Below are 18,335 nucleotides of genomic sequence, written 5' to 3'. Positions count from 1 at the left end.
TTGGGCCCCATTTTTAGCCCTGCTGATCAGACGGGCACCGCAGAGCGCCCGCATCCCGTGATGATGTTGATGGAGTTTTCGTATGGCCGCCCCTCACTACCCGCATCTGCTGGCTCCGCTGGACCTGGGTTTCACCACGCTGCGCAACCGCTCGCTGATGGGCTCGATGCACACGGGGCTGGAAGAGAAGCCGGGCGGGTTCGAGCGCATGGCGGTGTATTTTGCCGAACGCGCGCGCGGCGGGGTCGGCTTGATGGTGACCGGCGGCATTGCGCCCAACGCAGAAGGCGGGGTGTACTCGGGCGCGGCCAAGCTGACCACGCCCGAAGAGGCGGCCAATCACCGCATCGTCACCAAGGCGGTGCATGAAGCCGGCGGCAAGATCTGCATGCAGATTCTTCACGCGGGGCGCTATGCCTACAGTCCCAAACAAGTGGCCCCAAGCGCGATTCAGGCGCCGATCAATCCGTTCAAGCCAAAAGAGCTGGACGAAGAGGGCATCGAAAAACAGATTCAGGATTTCGTGACATGCGCGACGCTGGCGCAGACTGCCGAATACGATGGCGTCGAAATCATGGGCTCCGAAGGCTATTTCATTAACCAGTTCCTGGTGGCCCACACCAATCATCGAACCGACCGTTGGGGTGGCAGCTACGAAAACCGCATGCGCCTGCCGGTGGAGATCGTGCGGCGGGTGCGGGAAGCCGTGGGCGCGAACTTCATCATCATTTATCGCCTGTCGATGCTCGACCTGATCGACGGCGGCAGCACATGGGAAGAAGTGGTGCAGTTGGCCCAAGCCATCGAGCGAGCCGGCGCGACGCTGATCAACACCGGCATCGGCTGGCACGAGGCGCGCATTCCGACCATTGCCACTAAAGTGCCGCGCGCGGCGTTCGCCAAAGTGACGGCGAAAATGCGGGGCTCGGTGTCGATCCCGCTGATCACCACCAACCGCATCAACACCCCTGAAGTCGCCGAACAGATCCTTGCCGAGGGGGACGCCGACATGGTGTCCATGGCGCGCCCGTTCCTGGCCGACCCCGAGTTCGTCAACAAAGCCGCAGCCGGACGCGGCGATGAAATCAATACCTGCATTGGCTGCAACCAGGCGTGTCTGGATCATACCTTTGGCGGCAAGCTCACCAGCTGCCTGGTCAACCCGCGCGCCTGCCACGAGACCGAGCTTAACTATCTGCCGGTCACCCAGGTTCGCAAGATCGCCGTGGTTGGTGCTGGCCCTGCAGGTTTGGCGGCCGCTACCGTGGCGGCCCAGCGTGGTCACGAGGTCACCTTGTTCGACTCGGCCAGCGAAATCGGCGGGCAGTTCAATATCGCCAAGCGCATACCCGGCAAGGAAGAGTTCTACGAAACCCTGCGCTACTTCGGCCGCAAGCTTGAGACCACCGGTGTTGACCTGCGCTTGAACACCCGTGTGAAGGTCGATGACCTGCTCGGCCAAGGCTATGACGAAGTGATTCTCGCGACCGGCATCGCGCCGCGCACACCGGCCATCCCCGGCGTCGACAACCCCAAAGTGCTGACCTATCTGGACGTGATCCTGGCGCGCAAGCCGGTCGGCAAGTCCGTCGCCGTAATCGGCGCCGGCGGCATCGGCTTTGACGTGTCCGAATACCTCGTCCATCAAGGCGAGGCCACCAGCCTGGACCGTGATGCGTTCTGGGACGAGTGGGGCATCGACACGCAACTGGCCGCGCGCGGCGGTGTGGCCGGGATAAAAGCCCATCCTCATGCGCCTGCGCGTCAGGTGTTTCTGTTGCAGCGCAAGGCCACCAAGGTTGGCGACGGCCTGGGCAAAACCACCGGCTGGATTCACCGCACCGGACTCAAGAACAAACAAGTGCAAATGCTCAACAGCGTCGAGTATCTGAAAATCGACGACGCCGGGCTGCACATTCGCATCGGTGCGGAGGGTGAAGAGAAGCTGCTGCCCGTGGACAACGTGGTGATCTGCGCCGGGCAAGACCCACTGCGTGAGCTGTACGAAGGACTGCAGGCAGCAGGGCAGAGCGTGCACTTGATCGGCGGCGCCGACGTGGCGACCGAGCTCGACGCCAAACGCGCGATTGATCAGGGGTCGCGGTTGGCGGCGGGTTTGTAGGGGCTATGCTGCGGCGAATTTAGCGCGGCAGGGCTGCACACGCTGGCGGCTTGGGGCCTCCAGCGGGGGCGGGTGAATTTACCAGCTGCCGTAGGGAATACCGTGCTGGTCGATCCAGGCTTGAGCCTTTGGATTAGGTGCTCGGTAAAACAACCCTTTTCCGTTTCGGTAAGGGCCAAGAGGCTCTACCTTGGCTTGGTACCGCCCGACCTCTTTGAAGCCTAGGCATGGCCCACCCATCCAAACCATGACAATTCCTCCGGGTGCCATTCCCAAGGTGATGACGTTCCGGTAATCCTTTTTCCATTTATTTGGAACGAGACAAAATGCTTCTGTAGGACGAACCATTTCGGCTCGCACCCACTGAGGAATCCGGATGCTAATTTTGTAAGCTTGAGGTTCTACCAGTGACTGCCAGCGCAGGAGAAGTTGGTCTGGCAAATCGACATTATTGATGGGTTTCCCCCGGATCCTCCCTTATGCCACCCGTCGGGTTTGCGCGTGTAACCTGCAACACCGCCATGCACGTTGAAGAAAACGTAGCCGCGCTGGTCAAGGACATCAACACTTTCCACCCACACCTCCATGTGTTTGGGTGCAGCGAAGCCCACATACCAGGCCGGATAAGGCACCTTCACGGGTGGCGGTATCGAGCCACCCGTTGCACACGCGCTGAGACTGAGTAACAAAACAACCGCGCAGAACAGGCGCCTCATGCTGAATAAATGGCATGCGATTGATCGTACTTGCAGGCGCGGTGGGCCGGGCGGCAACACGATTACGTCTGGATTGCGCCGAAGATTCAGATGCGCATTCACGGTGGAGTTACCAGCTTCCATAGGGAATACCGTGCTGGTCGATGTAGGCTTTGTTCTCAGGTTCAAGCGGTATGTACTTGCCTTTGCTGGCTCCGCGGTAAGGTCCAAGCGGTTCGACTTTAGCTTGGTAACGGCCCACTTCTTTGAAGTTGAGACAGGATCCACCTATCCAAACCTTGATGATCCCGCCTGGGGCCATCCCTAAAGTTATGGTGTCGCGGTAATCCTCTTGCCACTCACCTGCCCACTGGCAAAACCCTTGCTCTGGCTTAAGCATCTCATCGCGCACCCATTGTGGTATCCGGATGCTAATTTTGTAAGCTTGAGGTTCTACCAGTGACTGCCAGCGCAGGAGAAGTTGGTCTGGCAGATCGACATTACTAATCGGTTTGCCCCCGGATCCTCCCTTATGCCAGCCCTCGGGTTTGCGCGTGTAACCTGCAACACCGCCATGCACGTTGAAGAAAACAAAGCCGCGCTGGTCAAGTACATCAACACTTTCCACCCAAACCTCCATGTGTTTGGGTGCAGCGAAGCCCACATACCACGCCGGATAAGGCAGCTCGACGGGTGGCGGTATCGAGCCACCCGTTGCACACGCGCTGAGACTGACTAACCAAACAACCGCGGAGACCAGGCGCCTCATGCTGGAGGTACAGTTGGTTACGCATTGCGTTTGTCGACGCCGCAGACCGGGCCTACCCTCGATTACATCTGAATTGCGCCGAAGATTCTTGTGGGCACTCATGGTGGAATTACCAGCTTCCATAGGGAATACCGTGCCGGTCGATGTAGGCTTTGTTCTCAGGTTCAAGTGGTATGTACTTGCCTTTGCCAGCCCCACGGTAGGGACCGCGCGGCTCAATTTCAGCCTGAAAGCGACCAACTTCTTTATCTTTAATACAACCTGCACCTATCCATACCTTAACAATGCCACCGGGAGCCATACCTAGGCTGATCGTTTGCGGAAAGAGCGTCACAACCTTTTGATCCCAAGTACAGAACACTCGTTGAGGCTTTACCATCTCGTCACGAACCCACTGTGGAACACTGATTGTTATCTTGTAAGCCTGAGGCTCCGCCAGCGACTGCCAACGTAAGTGGATACGCTCAGGGAGGTCTACATTGTTTATGGGTTTTCCTCCCCCGCCCTCTGTAGGCCATCCTTCGACAGTGCCGGTATAACTGGCCCGGCCACCATGCACTCGATAAAAAGCGAGCCCGCGCTGGTCAAGCACATCAACGCCCTCCACCCAGACTTCCATGTGGCGAGGCGCGATAAGGCTGACATACCATGCGGGGTAAGGAAGTTTCGGTGTCGGCGGCAACCTCGGGCCACTCGCACAGGCACTTAGGCTGCAGACCAAAATTACCGCACAGGCCAGGCGCCTCATGCTGGATAACCTTCTTGCGGACGGTTGAGGTGCACGTTACGGCGGTTCAGCGCTGCCGGTCTGCTCAGTAAGAAAGGCCCTATCGGGGTCCAATGTGCAGACATGTGGATGTAACGCGCTCTTAGCAACACTTCCTGCGTGGGTTCAAGTCGCACGGCCTGGTTTGCCATGACCTGCCGTATGATTTGCTCGTTGATAGGCTTGAGCTCATCTGGCAATTCGAGCCCAGGCCACTCTTCCAGCCCTTTGAAAGGAACGCCATGACGCACGCCCAACTCGCGCATCACCCGAAGCGCAATGAGGGCCAGTTCACCGCGGATAGGCCGCTCCAGCGTGACGGTAACCCAGTAATCCTGCGTAACCGACTCAGCCTTGCCCCGAGGACTGGTCGGTGCAGGCCATGCCTTGACCGCAACAGTCCCTTCACGCGCCGCGCCTGATTCGCGTAGCACCTTGGCCTGGCCATCCGCGCTGAGCCAGATCGGATGGGCTTCGATTCTCTGACGCTCGCCGACACTGGCCTTGCGTGGCCGTATCATCCATAACTTTTCTCGGGCACGAGGCAGGTAGCCGCCACCGATATCCGAATGCGCGCCGGGCAGGCCGATTTGCAGGTGGGTGGAGTGCACGGCCTTAAGAGAGTAATCAGCCCGATATTCGTCAAGAGCTTGCAGCTGGATGACTTGTCGGGCGCAGTCAGGTGGAAGGTAGAGATTGACGCCACGATTGACGTCATCGCCGGGACTGAAGTCGCCATGCAAAGGGTCTGAGATCGCAGCGACGGTGTCGAAAAGGCCGACCAGGTTGATGCATGCGTCAGCGACGGCGCGCTTTTTCACATTTCCAGACTTATCGGCCTTGAGTAGCTTGGCAAATATTCCGCGCCCAGGCTTCAATACCTCGTTGGCACAGTGCCGAGCGGCCGCTGCGCCACGGCTGAACCCAAAGATGTCGAACTCAATTTGCCCTATCAGCAGGTTAGGATTCGCTGAACGAAAACGATCTAACTGCTCTGCAATCAATAATGGTACCTGCCTCACCCGCGCTACCACGCCCGTTTCCCCCTGCCCGAGACCCTGCCCAATCAGCGTTGCATCCGCACCGCCGCTACGAGTGCCGATCCCTTCGAGGTACACCTTGATGTATCCGGTTTCTGCGTCAGCCGAAAGGCCATCTACGGCGCTGTCAGGGTACAACCGGTACAAATGCGCCACATTGCTCGGTGCATTCCCGTAACTGTTATCCGGCGCGCTGTTGAACCCGCTCCCGTCAAACTCGCCAAACCCGTATTGCTCGCACATTGCCGCAATGCTCTCCAGTTCTTCGGCCGTGAAACTGTTCAGATCCTGACGTCGGCATTGCTCCGTCGCCGCCGCATTGCTCTGGTTGTTGCCGGTGCCGTCGAAGAACAGGCCAATCCTCAGGGTGATGCCCTCGGTGAGCCCTTCGGTGATCTCCTCTTCCTCCTCTTCCTCTTCCAATGGCTCGGGCTCTAGCTCAGGCCCGGTATCGCCCGTCGCGCTCTGCTCGGAGTGGGTGTTACTGCCGCGAAGGCTGGGTCCAAGCCCATGCAGGTTCGATGGAGCCTCCAGCCCCGCCGGCAAGACGGGCAGAATTGCCGCCTGTGTGGCTTTTGGTCTGAAGTCGAAGTGCGCGGCCTTGATCAGGTAGTCGCCGGCGGTGCCGGTTTCGATGCTGCATTGCTCAATGGCGAGGTAGCTGCCGCCTGCATTGAGGACGATGCGTTTCTTGGCGGTGATGTGAATTTCGTCTTCGGTGCTGGTGATGTTCAGGCCTTGGCGGGCCAGCAGTTCCAGATGATCGTTTTGCGCCTGGATACTCACCGGTCCCTGGTTGGCGATCAGTTTGATCCCGAGCTTGCGCACGAACACGCTCAGCCCCTGGCCGATGCCCATGAACATTTTCTTCACCACGCTGATGTCGGCTGCGCCGCCCGCGTTGAGCATCAGGTTGTCTTGCGAGGCCAGCTGCAGATGCCCGCCGCTGGTCAGCGCAATGCCCTGCGGGGCGCTGAGCAGAAGGACGGATTGCTGCAGTGCCTTGAGCTTGTCTGTCAGCAGATCGAGCTGCGCCTGTACATCCGCTGGATCTGCCTGGCTGAGAGCGGCGTCGGCCGATAGCCGTTCGAGCTGTTCGCCGGCGTGCTGCAAGCGGCCCACTGCTGCATCCATGTCCAGCTGCTTGCCTTGGGCTTTGGTCTGTTCATCCGCACTGATAAACAACCCATTCCCGGCCCGAATCGCACCCTGGGCATCGGTACGCAGCTCGAACCCTTCACCACGCTTGAGCTTCTCGTCATCGACCAGATGCCCAAGATTCAGCTGGCTCTTGCCGCTGTGTACGGTGCTGAGTTTGATGTGCTCTTTGCCGCGCTCGTCCTCCATGCGCAGTTTGTTGTTGGCCGGGGTACGCAAGACATTGCGGGTGTAATCCCGGCGCAGCAACGTGACGTGGTCGGGATGTCGGCTGTCGTGCAAAGCGTGGGCGATGTACGGCCGGTCGGGGTCGCCTTGTTCAAACGCAATCGCCACTTCGGTGCCGCAGATCAGCGGCAGGTGCAGGCCGTGGGTATCTCCGGCATACGACCTGGCAAGACGCAACCACAGGCTCTCCTGACCCAGCTTCCAGCTGTCGCGGTCGAATAAGAAGCTGACCTTGTAGCGGCCTTCACTGTCGATGTGGCTGTACGGATCGTTGGCCAGCGAACTGGTCACGCGGGCCGGAACAGTCCCGGCCATCTTCGGTTTTCCAAGCAACGGCGGTCGGAAGCACAGGCTTTCCGAATAGGGAATCGCCTCGAAGCTCAGCTCGAAACTGCGGTCCCGCGCGGCACGCAGCACCAATCGGGTAACAACCGCGCCTGGCTCAAACGCCTGCGGCGCGCCGCCTGAAATCTGCAGCACCTGCGCCAGTCCCAAAGAAGCACTGCTACAAACACCGCTGAGCAACGTCTGCCCATTCAGATACCGTTCATGCCGAAGCCGGGCATAGAAAAACCCGCTTTCCCCCAGCAGGTCCTCATCCTGATCAAGCTTGTCACCCAGCGCGGTATAAGGTTCGGCGTAGTGATACGCCTCACCATAAGTCGTCGTGTCACCCCGGGTCTGATCCACCGACCCGTCCAGCCATGCACGGGCATCGCGATGGTGATAAGCCCGAAAGTGGATGCTTTTTTCGACCACCTCATGACTCGCCTGCAACTGCCAGACGCCGTCCTCGCCACTGCTTCCCAAACCGGACTGAGGGCGATACGGAAGACTGATCCGCGGCTTGACGTAGTGGCGCTGATCGTCGTGAAACTCGACCACCGCAAGACCCAATCGCTCGTCGTTGGTGAACCGGTACCAAATGCCCACTTCTGCGAGCAGGCGCGAAATGAAGGCCAGGTCACTCTCGCCGTACTGCATCACCTGCTCGCGACGTGGATACTCGCGCACAAGGGTGAACCGGAAATCCTGCCCCTCGAAATCATGCCGCGTGCGCAAGATGCTCTCAACGATCTCCGGCACCGACTGGTGCTGGTAGATCCGGTATTGCTTGCCACGCCCGAGCAAGGCCAGCAGCGGCTGCAGCGTCACTTCGTAGCGCGCTTCATCCGCCGAACCCGAGAGCCGCTTGAAACCGGTAATCGCGCCATGCAGCGTGCGCAGCGCCTGGACCTTCGGCACCGGCAAGCCCCGAATGGCTTTGGGCAAGGTATGCGGGGCAGCATGCAGGCTGAACTGGGCGCTCTTGCCCAGGATTTGATCGGCCGCGATGTCGCGATCAAGGGAGGTGAATTCGATGCGGTAAAGAAACGGCTGACTCAGCTGTTCTTCGCCTTCAAAAGCCAGAACATCGAGCGAGACAGGCAAGCTATGGACAACGAGCGTGTGGCGGCTGTGATCGAAGAAAGGTGGCAGTGCGGTGAGCATGGATGAGCGTCCCTGGCAGGAAGAAGCGCCCCTGACCGGTCAAGCAAAAACCGGATCAACTCGTCCATGAGAGAGGGCTGAAGCGGGCGAAGATGCGGCATTTCAAAGCCCCATTCCATAGCCAAAACACGAAGAAGAAGCGTCCTAATAAAAGTCAGGAATCGCCCTACACAGCGCGCAAAAACGGCGATCAAACGCGAGGGTGCTAGACTCGCGCACCTTCCGTTACCCGACCCAAACACATGTTTGCTGTTACGTCACCCATGCCGCCCGCACCGCTGCAACGCCTGCAGTTCGACTGGCTCCAGTCGGCCGGCGTGCAGCTGGCGATCCTGCGTCTGGACCTGGTCGATCCGCTGATCAGCGGCAATAAGTGGTTCAAGCTCAAGCATCACCTGGAAGCAGCTGAGCGAGCCGGTGCGCGGGGTGTCATCAGCCTGGGCGGTGCGCATTCCAATCACCTTCATGCGCTGGCGGCGGCAGGCAAGCGGTTTGGTTTTGCCACCGTCGGGCTGATGCGCGGGCATGCGGTCGAGACGCCGACGGTGCTGGATCTGCAAGCTTTCGGCATGGAACTGCACTGGCTGGGTTACGCCGGCTATCGTGCGCGGCATGCTGCCGACTTCTGGGACCCGTGGCGTGAACGTTATCCCCACCTGTTTCCGGTGCCAGAGGGCGGTGGCGGGCTTGATGGCGCGTTGGGGTGCGCCGACATCGTTCATCAGGCGCGTAGTCAGCTTGGGCAGTTGGGTTGGCAGGATTACGACGCCTGGTGGCTCGCGTGCGGGACTGGCACGACGCTCGCCGGTCTGGTGCTGGCTGAAGCGGGGCAGCATGAAGTGATCGGCGCAACGGCGCTGCCTGCACATCATGGGGTCGAACGGAACATCGACGCCATTCTTGAGCCCTTCGCGAGCAAGCTCGCTCCCACGAGTGCGATGTCTTTCCGCACCGATGAGGTGTTATCCAGCACGGGGCGCTATCGGCTGGTGGATGCCAGCCGTGGAGGTTTTGCCAAGACCGATTCGGCCTTGCTGGACTTCATGGCTCACCATGAGGCCGAGTCCGCTGTTCCCTTTGAGCCCCTGTATACCGCCAAGGCCTTGCTGGCCCTGCGAGAAGCGGTGGAGGCGGGACGGATCGCCGAGGGCACGCGACTGATCTTCCTGCACACGGGAGGATTGCAGGGCAGGCGGACCTTCGACCTCGCATAGGCGCGTCGCTGACGGTTGCCGAGCCATCTGGGCTTCCTGGCGAAAGCGCCGGTCGGCATCTAGAGCAGCGTCATCCCGAATCGCCCGAACACTGGCATGAATCCTGCGGACGAGAGAGATCAACAGGTCGGTCCTGAATACGTCGGTGACACTTCTGGAGTCAGGCGATCGGGGCGCTGTACCGATAATCGGATCTTTCCCACGCGCGCCGAGGTTTGCATGACCACTCCCGTCTCTGAGCAGGTGGAGCCTGCCACTTTGCGAAAAGTCATCGTTGCGGCCGCCATCGGCAATTTCGTCGAATGGTTCGATTTCGCTGTCTATGGATTCCTGGCCACCACCATCGCCCAGCAGTTCTTTCCCAGCGGCGACGCGAGCGTGGCGCTGTTGAAGACCTTTGCGGTGTTCGCGGTCGCCTTCGCGTTCCGGCCCCTTGGCGGGGTGTTTTTCGGCATGCTCGGCGACCGCATTGGCCGCAAACGCACATTGGCGTTCACCATTCTGCTGATGGCCGGGGCCACGACGATCATCGGCTTGTTGCCCACTTATGCAGCGATCGGGGTCACCGCGCCGATTCTGTTGACGATCATCCGCTGCGCTCAAGGTTTTTCCGCCGGGGGCGAATACGCCGGTGCATGCGCTTACCTGATGGAGCACGCACCGCGCACGCAACGGGCGTGGTACGGGAGTTTCGTGCCGGTGTCGACCTTCTCGGCATTCGCGGCAGCGGCCATCATCGCTTACGCGCTTGAGGCTTCGCTCAGCGCGGAGGCCATGGGCAGTTGGGGGTGGCGGCTTCCATTTCTGATTGCGGCACCGTTGGGTCTGGTCGGGTTGTACCTGCGCTGGAAGCTCGACGAAACGCCGGCGTTCCAGGCGGTGAAGGAGGAACATGCAGTCGCTCATTCGCCGTTGAAAGAAACCCTGCGCAACCACGGCGCCGCGATCTGTTGCCTGGGGGCTTTCGTGTCGCTGACGGCGCTGTCGTTCTACATGTTCACCACTTATTTCGCGACGTACTTGCAGGTCGCCGGTGGCCTGACCCGGGCTACCGCGTTGCTGGTGTCGTTGATTGCGCTGCTGTTCGCGGCTGCGATCTGTCCACTGGCCGGGGCGTTTTCCGACAAGGTCGGGCGGCGCGCGACAGTGGTCAGCACCTGCGCCTTGCTCATCGTGGTGGTGTATCCCTCGTTCCTCATGGCGAGTTCCGGTTCGTTTGCAGCGTCGATTGTCGGTGTGATGCTGCTGGCGATCGGTGCCGTGCTGTGTGGCGTGGTCACGGCGGCCTTGCTGTCGGAGACTTTTCCTACGCGCACTCGCTACACCGCCTCGGCAATAACTTACAACATGGCGTACACCATTTTCGGTGGAACGGCACCGCTGATGGCGACCTGGCTGATTGGCGCGACGGGCAGCAACCTGGCGCCGGCGTTTTACCTGATTGTGATTGCCCTGTTGGCGCTGGCGGGCGGGCTGGCCTTGCCGGAAACGTCCAGGGTGTCGTTGCATGAGGTCGAAGGTTCGCTGACGTCGCGGGGCAAGCTTCAGACAGCAGTCTGAAGCCGCGCCATCGGCTGAGGCGTGCCGTGGTCCGACGATCGCGGTGGGTCAGTCAGCCATGAAGAGACACGACAAATGCATTCGCGGGCAAGCGCGCTCCTACAATGGATTGCGTTAGACGCGGAATATGCGCCATCCACAAACCTGCAGGAGCGCGCTTGCCCTCGAACACGTTGGGTCAGCAATACACGCGGCGGCTGAAAGAATGCATTCGCGGGCAAGCGCGCGCCAACAGCGGATTGCGTCAGACGCGGAATATGCGTCGTCCACAAACCTGTAGGAGCGCGCTGCCCGCGAACACGTTGGGTCAGCAATACACGCGACGGCTGAAAGAATGCATTCGCGGGCAAGCGCGCTCCTACAATGGATTGCGTTAGACGCGGAATATGCGCCATCCATAAACCTGCAGGAGCGCGCTGCCCGCGAAGACGGCCACGCATTCAGCACCGGTTTCGGCTGACACCCCATGACAACGCAGGCTCCAAAAGGGTGGCTTTGCTGTTAAGTACCAAAAAGACTGCGGTCACGATCAACGCACAAACCAGCAACAAAACATGGCAGCGCTGCCCCAAAAAATGGCACATTGGCGGCCCCTTGCGCCGCTGACATGTTCTGTAACGAGTTCCACGGCGCGTCAACGTTCGACGGATGCACCCGATGGCCGTTACCCGCACCGCAACTTCGCCCGCGACCGGCGCCACGTCCGCGCCGCAATCCAGCCCACTGGTCATGCGCATCATCGGTGCAGTCGCACTGGCGCATCTGCTCAATGACCTGATTCAGTCGATCCTGCCCTCGATCTACCCCATGCTCAAAGCCTCCTACAACCTGAGCTTTACGCAGGTGGGGCTGATTACCCTTACGTTTCAGGTCACTGCCTCCCTGCTGCAACCCTGGGTCGGGTTCTACACCGACCGGCACCCCAATCCTCTGGTCCTGCCGGTGGGATCGCTGTGCATTCTCGGCGGCGTGTTGATGCTGGCGACTGTAGGCAGCTTCCCGCTGATCTTGCTGGCAGCCGGCCTGATCGGCATCGGTTCGTCGACATTTCACCCTGAAGCCTCCCGCATCGCCCGGCTGGCCTCGGGCGGGCGCTTCGGTCTGGCGCAGTCAACCTTTCAAGTCGGCGGCAACAGCGGCTCGGCCATCGGACCGTTGCTTGCAGCGGCGATCATCATTCCGTTCGGCCAGGGGCACATCGCCTGGTTCGGGTTGGTGGCGTTGTTCTCCGTAGGTTTGCTCTACGCGATCAGCCGCTGGTACAAGGCGCACCTGGCGCTGTTCAAACTCAAGGCCGGGCACGCCGCCACCCACGGCCTGTCGAAGCGCCGGGTGACCAGCGCGCTGGTGGTGCTGGCGCTGCTGGTGTTCTCCAAGTACTTCTATATGGCCAGCTTCACCAGCTACTTCACCTTCTTCCTGATCGAAAAATTCCAGTTGTCGGTCGCCAGCTCGCAGTTGCACCTGTTCATGTTCCTGGCAGCCGTCGCGGCAGGCACGTTTTTCGGCGGCCCTATCGGTGACCGCATCGGGCGCAAGGCGGTGATCTGGTTCTCGATCCTCGGCGTCGCCCCGTTCACCCTCGCGCTGCCCTATGCGGACCTGTTCTGGACCAGCGTGCTCAGCGTGATCATCGGTTTCATCCTCGCTTCGGCGTTTTCGGCCATCGTGGTGTACGCGCAGGAATTGGTGCCGGGCAATGTTGGCATGATCGCCGGTATCTTCTTCGGGCTGATGTTCGGGTTCGGCGGCATCGCTGCCGCTTTATTGGGGCACCTGGCGGACCTTCACGGCATCCTCTATGTCTACTCGCTGTGCTCCTATCTGCCCTTGCTGGGCATCCTCGCCATTCTGCTTCCGAGAACTCCCAAGAAATGCTGATCGCCGTCCTGATTTTTCTGATCACCATCACGTTGGTGATCTGGCAACCCAAAGGCCTGGGCGTTGGCTGGAGTGCAACCTTTGGCGCCGTGCTTGCGCTGCTGTCCGGCGTGGTGCATCTGAGTGATATCCCGCAGGTGTGGCACATCATCTGGAACGCCACCGGCACCTTCATTGCGCTGATCATTATCAGCCTGTTGCTGGACGAAGCCGGGTTTTTCAATTGGGCCGCGCTGCACGTGGCGCGCTGGGGCAACGGCAAGGGCCGGCGCTTGTTTGCGTTCATCGTGCTGCTCGGGGCCCTGGTGTCGGCGCTGTTTGCCAACGATGGCGCGGCGCTGATCCTCACCCCGATCGTCATGTCGATGCTGCTGGCGCTGCGCTTTTCGCCTGCGACGACGCTGGCGTTTGTGATGGCGGCGGGGTTCATTGCGGATACCGCGAGCCTGCCGCTGGTGGTCTCCAACCTCGTCAACATCGTGTCCGCCGATTACTTCGGCATCGGCTTCAATCGCTACGCTTCGGTCATGGTGCCGGTCAATCTGGTCAGCGTGACGGCGACGCTCGCGGTGCTGATGCTGTTCTTCCGCCGCGACATTCCGAAAACGTTCGACGCTTCGCAACTGGCCGAGCCGTCCTCGGCGATCAAGGACCGCGCGACCTTCATGACCGGCTGGTGGGTGCTTGGCATTTTGCTGGTGGGCTGTTTTGCGCTGGAGCCGCTGGGCATCCCCATCAGCGCGATTTCCGCCGTGTGCGCAGCGATCCTGCTGGGCATCGCTGCCAAGGGCCACCGCATTTCGACGCGCAAGGTGCTGAAAGACGCGCCGTGGCAGATCGTGATTTTCTCGCTAGGCATGTATCTGGTGGTCTACGGCCTGCGCAATCAGGGGCTGACTGACTATCTGGCGACCTGGCTGGACCGCTTCGCCGAGCACGGTCTCTGGGGCGCGGCGATGGGCACCGGGGTGCTGACGGCGTTGCTGTCGTCGGTGATGAACAACCTGCCGACGGTGCTGATCGGTCTGCTCTCCATTGACGCCAGCCAGGCCCATGGTCTGCTGCAAGAGGCGATGATTTACGCCAACGTCATCGGCAGTGACCTGGGCCCGAAGATCACCCCGATCGGCAGCCTCGCGACACTACTGTGGCTGCATGTTCTGGCCAAGAAAGGCGTGACCATCGGCTGGGGCTATTACTTCAGGGTCGGCATCGTTCTGACGGTGCCAGTGCTGTTGATCACCCTGGCGGCGCTGGTGCTGCGCTTGAGTCTTTGACGCGGCGGGCATCCGGCAGATTCGGCCACAGGTCGGACACCAGAAACAGCCGCTCGGCTTCCTCCCAGTGGGCGTCGCCAAGTTGCGCCAGGCGCACCAGCAGTTGCGCGGGTGCCAGCGGGTCGAGGGCGTCCAGCCAGTTTTGAAACTGGTGCGGTGTCCAGGCCCCGTCACAGCGCGCCGGTGCCAGCCACGAAGGGCGCGGCAGCAGTTGCCAGCGGCCTTCGGGCGAGTGTGCGGCGTACGCAGGCCAGTCTTTTTGATGCAGCCAGTGGCCGCGCAGATGCTCGGGGTTTACCCCTCGCGGCGAGGCGGCGACACCGGGCCACGGATAAAACAGATAGCCCCCCAACCAGAGTGAAGCGCTAAACGTTTCCACACCCCGCGCGGCGAGAATGGCGGTGCTCTCCGGGCGCGAAGACATGGGCAGTTGATGCTGTTCCAGATGCGCAAGTTTGAGATCCAGCCGGTCCTGCGAGCCCGGCCCGAGCCAGTTCGCCGGGTCGTCGCCGTTGGCCGCTTGAGCTCCCAGGTACAGCTTGATCGCCAGCTCGATGTGATGGACGCCGTGCGTGTCCCGCAGCAGTATGTCCAGCTCGCCCAATGTGCGGCCTTCGCCTTGAATCGGCAGGTTGGCGGCGAGCATCTCGACACCGGGCGCGTGTTGGATTGCGAAGTGCCACAGGCGCTCGTAGTACAGCCCCAGCCGGCGAGTCGAGCTTCTTGAAAGCCAGTCGCTGAGTGCGCTGTCGTCGCGGTCCAGTTGCTTTAAAAAAACTTCGAGCGCCTCGGGATGGTGTACCCAGTGGCTGCCGCTCAGGGGATGACGTTGAGGCCATTGGGTTTCTGCCAGCATGGCCGGGGACAGGAGGGTCCATGCCAGATCACGCACGATGGGCGTACGGAGTTGACGGGGCAGGGCGCTCAGGGTCGGAAAAGGGTTGTTCATCCGGGCAGAATAGCGGGTGATGGGCGCTCGCGGCCATCGTATCCAGGCGGAGCGTCAGCCGGCATCTGTGCCGAACCTGCCGACGTCTTCGCGGGCAAGCGCGCTCCTACAGGTTTAGCGCGCTCCAGGCTGCCCGGTTAACGCCAATCTTCTGTAGGAGCCGGCTTGCTGGCGAATGCGGTGTTTCAGCGTCAAACATGCCGGCTGGTACATCGCGTTAGCCCACAAGCCCACAAGCCCACAAGCCCACAAGCCAACAAGCCAACGAGAAGCCAACAAGCCCGCAGCTACGGCGTCGTTAGCCGCACGGTGGGATGCCTATTAATGCACCACAACGCGGGCGCTGGCCCTATCCGCGCAGTTCCCCATTTGCCGCACCCGACCCCTTCGCCCATAATCGCGTTCTTTACATGCATCAAGCCTGCGGGAGCCCCATGGAGCAATTTCGAAACATCGGCATCATTGGTCGCCTGGGCAGTACTCAGGTGGTGGAGACCGTTCGCCGACTCAAGAAATTTCTGATCTCGCGGCACCTGCATGTGATCCTCGAGGATGCCATCGCCGAAGTCTTGCCAGGCCATGGCCTGCAAACCTCTTCACGCAAGATGCTCGGCGAAGTCTGCGACATGGTCATCGTCGTCGGCGGCGACGGCAGTTTGCTCGGTGCCGCGCGTGCGCTGGCCAAGCACAACGTTCCGGTACTGGGGATCAACCGCGGCAGCCTGGGTTTTCTAACCGATATCCGCCCCGACGAACTGGAAGTCAAAGTCGCCGAAGTCCTCGACGGCCACTATCTGGTTGAAAACCGCTTCCTGCTGCAGGCCGAAGTGCGCCGCCACGGCGAGGCGATCGGGCAGGGCGACGCCCTTAACGACGTCGTTCTGCACCCCGGCAAATCCACACGCATGATCGAATTCGAAATTTACATCGACGGCCAGTTCGTCTGCAGCCAGAAGGCCGACGGTCTGATCGTTGCCACGCCGACCGGGTCCACCGCCTATGCGCTGTCGGCGGGCGGCCCGATCATGCACCCCAAGCTCGACGCCATTGTCATCGTGCCGATGTACCCGCATACGCTGTCGGGCAGGCCGATTGTCGTGGATGGAAACAGTGAGTTGAAAATCGTTGTCTCAAAGGACATGACGATCTATCCCCAGGTTTCCTGCGATGGCCAGAACCACTTCACCTGTGCCCCGGGTGACACCGTGACCGTGAAAAAGAAGCCGCAGAAACTGCGACTGATTCACCCCCTCGACCACAACTACTACGAAGTCTGCCGGACCAAACTCGGTTGGGGCAGTCGGCTCGGCGGCGGGAGCGATTGATGCTCGATCCCGCGCGTAGCTACGATCTGATCGGTGACGTGCATGGATGTGCCCAGACCCTTGAGCACTTGCTCGACACCCTCGGTTACCGTTTTCAGGCGGGCGTCTGGCGCCACCCTGAACGTATTGCCGTGTTCCTCGGCGACATCATCGACCGCGGCCCGCGAATTCGCGAGACGCTGCATATCGTCCATGACATGGTCGAGGCCGGCCACGCGTTTTGCATCATGGGCAACCACGAGTTCAATGCGCTGGGCTGGAGCACACCTGCGCCGGCGGACAGCGGCAAACAGTTCGTGCGCGAACACACCCCGCGTCATGCGCGCCTGCTGGGTGAAACCCTGGCGCAGTTCGAGCAGCATCCGGGGGAGTGGAACGACTTTCTCGAATGGTTCTACGAGCTGCCGCTGTTCATCGACGCCGAGCGGTTCCGGCTGGTGCATGCGTGCTGGGACGCAGCGCTCATCGACGCCATGCGCAGTGACCGCGGTGACGGGCGCATCGACCAAGCCTTCGTTCAGGCGTCGGCGCTGCCGGGCAGCTTTGCCAGTGCGGTGTTCGACCGTCTATTGCGTGGCACCGACCTGCGTCTGCCCCATGGCATGACCCTGACCGGCGGCGACGGCCTGACCCGCGCCTCGTTTCGCACCAAGTTCTGGGAAGATGACCCGCAAACTTACGGCGACGTGGTGTTTCAGCCCGATGCCCTGCCGGAGCCGGTGGCCAGAAGGCCGCTGTCGCCCAGTGAAAAGAACGCGTTGCTGCGCTATGGCGCTGATGAGCCACTGCTGTTCGTCGGCCATTACTGGCGCAGCGGCGTTCCCGCCCCTATCCGTCCCAACCTGGCGTGCCTGGACTACAGCGCCGTACTGTTCGGCAAACTGGTCGCGTACCGGCTTGATCAGGAAACCCGAATTGACCCGAACAAATTCGTCTGGGTCGACGTCACTCGTCCGGAAATACCTCAATGAGTCCTGTCGCTGTATTACGCCTGCCGCTGCAGACCGATTTAAGCGGCTTCGTCGAATTGCTGCGTCGCCTCAACGTGCCCCACCGGGTGAGCGAGGAGGCAGGCCAACAGGTGCTCTGGGTGCCGGATGCGCCGCAGCTGGCCGATGACATTCGTCAGCTGTATCAGCAGTACCCTGAAGGCGACCCCACCGCGCAATTGCCGCCGGGCCGGGAAGTCGTGGCTGTCAGCCGCCCGAGCCCGCTGCTGCAGGTGCGCCGCAGTCCGGTGACCAGCATTATTCTGCTGCTGTGCCTGATCGTGGCCGGCGTGACCTTGCTCGGCGACAACTTCGAGGCGCTGAGCTGGCTGACCTTCAACGACTTTCGCGTGCGCGGCGAGTACATCGCTTTCACCCCCGTGGCAGCAACGCTGGCCGCCGGCGAGTGGTGGCGCATCTTTACGCCGATGTTCATCCACTTTGGCGTGCTGCATCTGGTGATGAACGCCCTGTGGTTCTGGGAGCTTGGCCGGCGCATCGAAACGCGTCAGGGCCATTGGCAGTTGCTCGGACTGACCCTGGCGTTCAGTGCGTTTTCCAACTACGGCCAGTATTTCTGGAGCGGACCGAGCCTGTTCGGCGGCCTCTCCGGCGTGCTGTATGCGTTGCTCGGTCATTGCTGGATCTTTCAATTGCTCGCCCCCAACCCCATCTATCGTTTACCGCGTGGCGTACTGGCCATGATGCTGATCTGGCTGGTGGTGTGCATGACTGGCGTGGTCGGTGTGCTGGGCTTTGGCGAAATCGCCAATGGCGCCCACGTCGGCGGGCTGATCATCGGTTGTGCTACAGGTCTTGTGGGCGGTGCATTGGCCCGCCGCAAACATTAAAATCGCCCGCTCAATTCTGG

At 61.0% G+C, this 18,335-nt stretch carries 11 protein-coding genes and 2 pseudogenes; 8 read left to right on the top strand and 5 right to left on the bottom strand.

Annotated elements, in window-relative coordinates; translation table 11 throughout:
• The first annotated feature begins 82 nt into the window (after positions 1-82).
• Positions 83-2,122, top strand: coding sequence for an NADPH-dependent 2,4-dienoyl-CoA reductase (locus LT42_RS09000; RefSeq protein WP_037011727.1), 2,040 nt, complete (start codon positions 83-85; stop codon positions 2,120-2,122).
• A 78-nt stretch (positions 2,123-2,200) separates the two neighbouring features.
• Here LT42_RS09000 and LT42_RS26340 read toward each other — a convergent pair.
• From LT42_RS26340 to LT42_RS26200, 4 genes and pseudogenes are all read right to left on the bottom strand, one after another.
• A pseudogene (locus tag LT42_RS26340) lies at positions 2,201-2,838 on the bottom strand (DUF2931 family protein).
• A gap of 109 nt (positions 2,839-2,947) precedes the next feature.
• Complete coding sequence (locus LT42_RS08995) at positions 2,948-3,586, bottom strand: DUF2931 family protein (protein WP_037011724.1); 639 nt, start codon at positions 3,584-3,586, stop codon at positions 2,948-2,950.
• Between the two features lie 109 nt (positions 3,587-3,695).
• On the bottom strand, positions 3,696-4,334 hold the full coding sequence (locus LT42_RS08990; RefSeq protein WP_037011722.1) for a DUF2931 family protein: 639 nt from the start codon (positions 4,332-4,334) through the stop codon (positions 3,696-3,698).
• A gap of 1,672 nt (positions 4,335-6,006) precedes the next feature.
• A pseudogene (locus LT42_RS26200) lies at positions 6,007-8,269 on the bottom strand (type VI secretion system Vgr family protein); the annotation flags it as partial.
• A 242-nt stretch (positions 8,270-8,511) separates the two neighbouring features.
• Here LT42_RS26200 and LT42_RS08980 point away from each other — a divergent pair.
• From LT42_RS08980 to LT42_RS08965, 4 genes are all read left to right on the top strand, one after another.
• Positions 8,512-9,483, top strand: a complete 972-nt coding sequence (locus tag LT42_RS08980) for a 1-aminocyclopropane-1-carboxylate deaminase/D-cysteine desulfhydrase (RefSeq protein ID WP_037011719.1) — start codon at positions 8,512-8,514, stop codon at positions 9,481-9,483.
• 219 nt (positions 9,484-9,702) lie between these two features.
• Positions 9,703-11,043, top strand: coding sequence for an MFS transporter (locus LT42_RS08975; RefSeq protein ID WP_052075202.1), 1,341 nt, complete (start codon positions 9,703-9,705; stop codon positions 11,041-11,043).
• A gap of 657 nt (positions 11,044-11,700) precedes the next feature.
• Positions 11,701-12,924 carry an MFS transporter gene (locus LT42_RS08970; protein ID WP_037011716.1) on the top strand — a complete coding sequence of 408 codons (1,224 nt, stop codon included), beginning with the start codon at positions 11,701-11,703 and terminating at the stop codon, positions 12,922-12,924.
• Positions 12,918-14,201, top strand: a complete 1,284-nt coding sequence (locus LT42_RS08965; protein ID WP_037011713.1) for an arsenic transporter — start codon at positions 12,918-12,920, stop codon at positions 14,199-14,201. Before LT42_RS08970 ends, LT42_RS08965 begins: the two co-directional genes overlap by 7 nt.
• Here LT42_RS08965 and LT42_RS08960 read toward each other — a convergent pair.
• Positions 14,164-15,150 carry a DUF1853 family protein gene (locus tag LT42_RS08960; protein WP_037011711.1) on the bottom strand — a complete coding sequence of 329 codons (987 nt, stop codon included), beginning with the start codon at positions 15,148-15,150 and terminating at the stop codon, positions 14,164-14,166. The two genes, LT42_RS08965 and LT42_RS08960, sit on opposite strands and share 38 nt — an antisense overlap.
• A 434-nt stretch (positions 15,151-15,584) precedes the next feature.
• On the opposite strand from LT42_RS08960, the gene LT42_RS08955 reads away from it, so the two are divergent.
• Genes LT42_RS08955 through LT42_RS08945 form a run of 3 tightly spaced genes read left to right on the top strand, consistent with a single transcriptional unit; the run spans position 15,585 to position 18,315 of the window.
• Positions 15,585-16,475, top strand: coding sequence for an NAD(+) kinase (locus LT42_RS08955; protein WP_037011709.1), 891 nt, complete (start codon positions 15,585-15,587; stop codon positions 16,473-16,475).
• Positions 16,475-17,446: a metallophosphoesterase gene (locus tag LT42_RS08950; RefSeq protein WP_037011707.1), complete on the top strand. Its 972-nt coding sequence runs from the start codon at positions 16,475-16,477 to the stop codon at positions 17,444-17,446. The genes LT42_RS08955 and LT42_RS08950 overlap by 1 nt, the downstream gene beginning before the upstream one ends.
• Complete coding sequence (locus LT42_RS08945; RefSeq protein ID WP_037011705.1) at positions 17,443-18,315, top strand: rhomboid family intramembrane serine protease; 873 nt, start codon at positions 17,443-17,445, stop codon at positions 18,313-18,315. Before LT42_RS08950 ends, LT42_RS08945 begins: the two co-directional genes overlap by 4 nt.
• The last annotated feature ends 20 nt before the right edge of the window (positions 18,316-18,335 follow it).

This window comes from Pseudomonas lutea, assembly GCF_000759445.1.
GTDB classification, from domain to species: Bacteria; Pseudomonadota; Gammaproteobacteria; order Pseudomonadales; family Pseudomonadaceae; genus Aquipseudomonas; species Aquipseudomonas lutea.
This window is presented reverse-complemented; position numbering and strand designations above follow the sequence as displayed.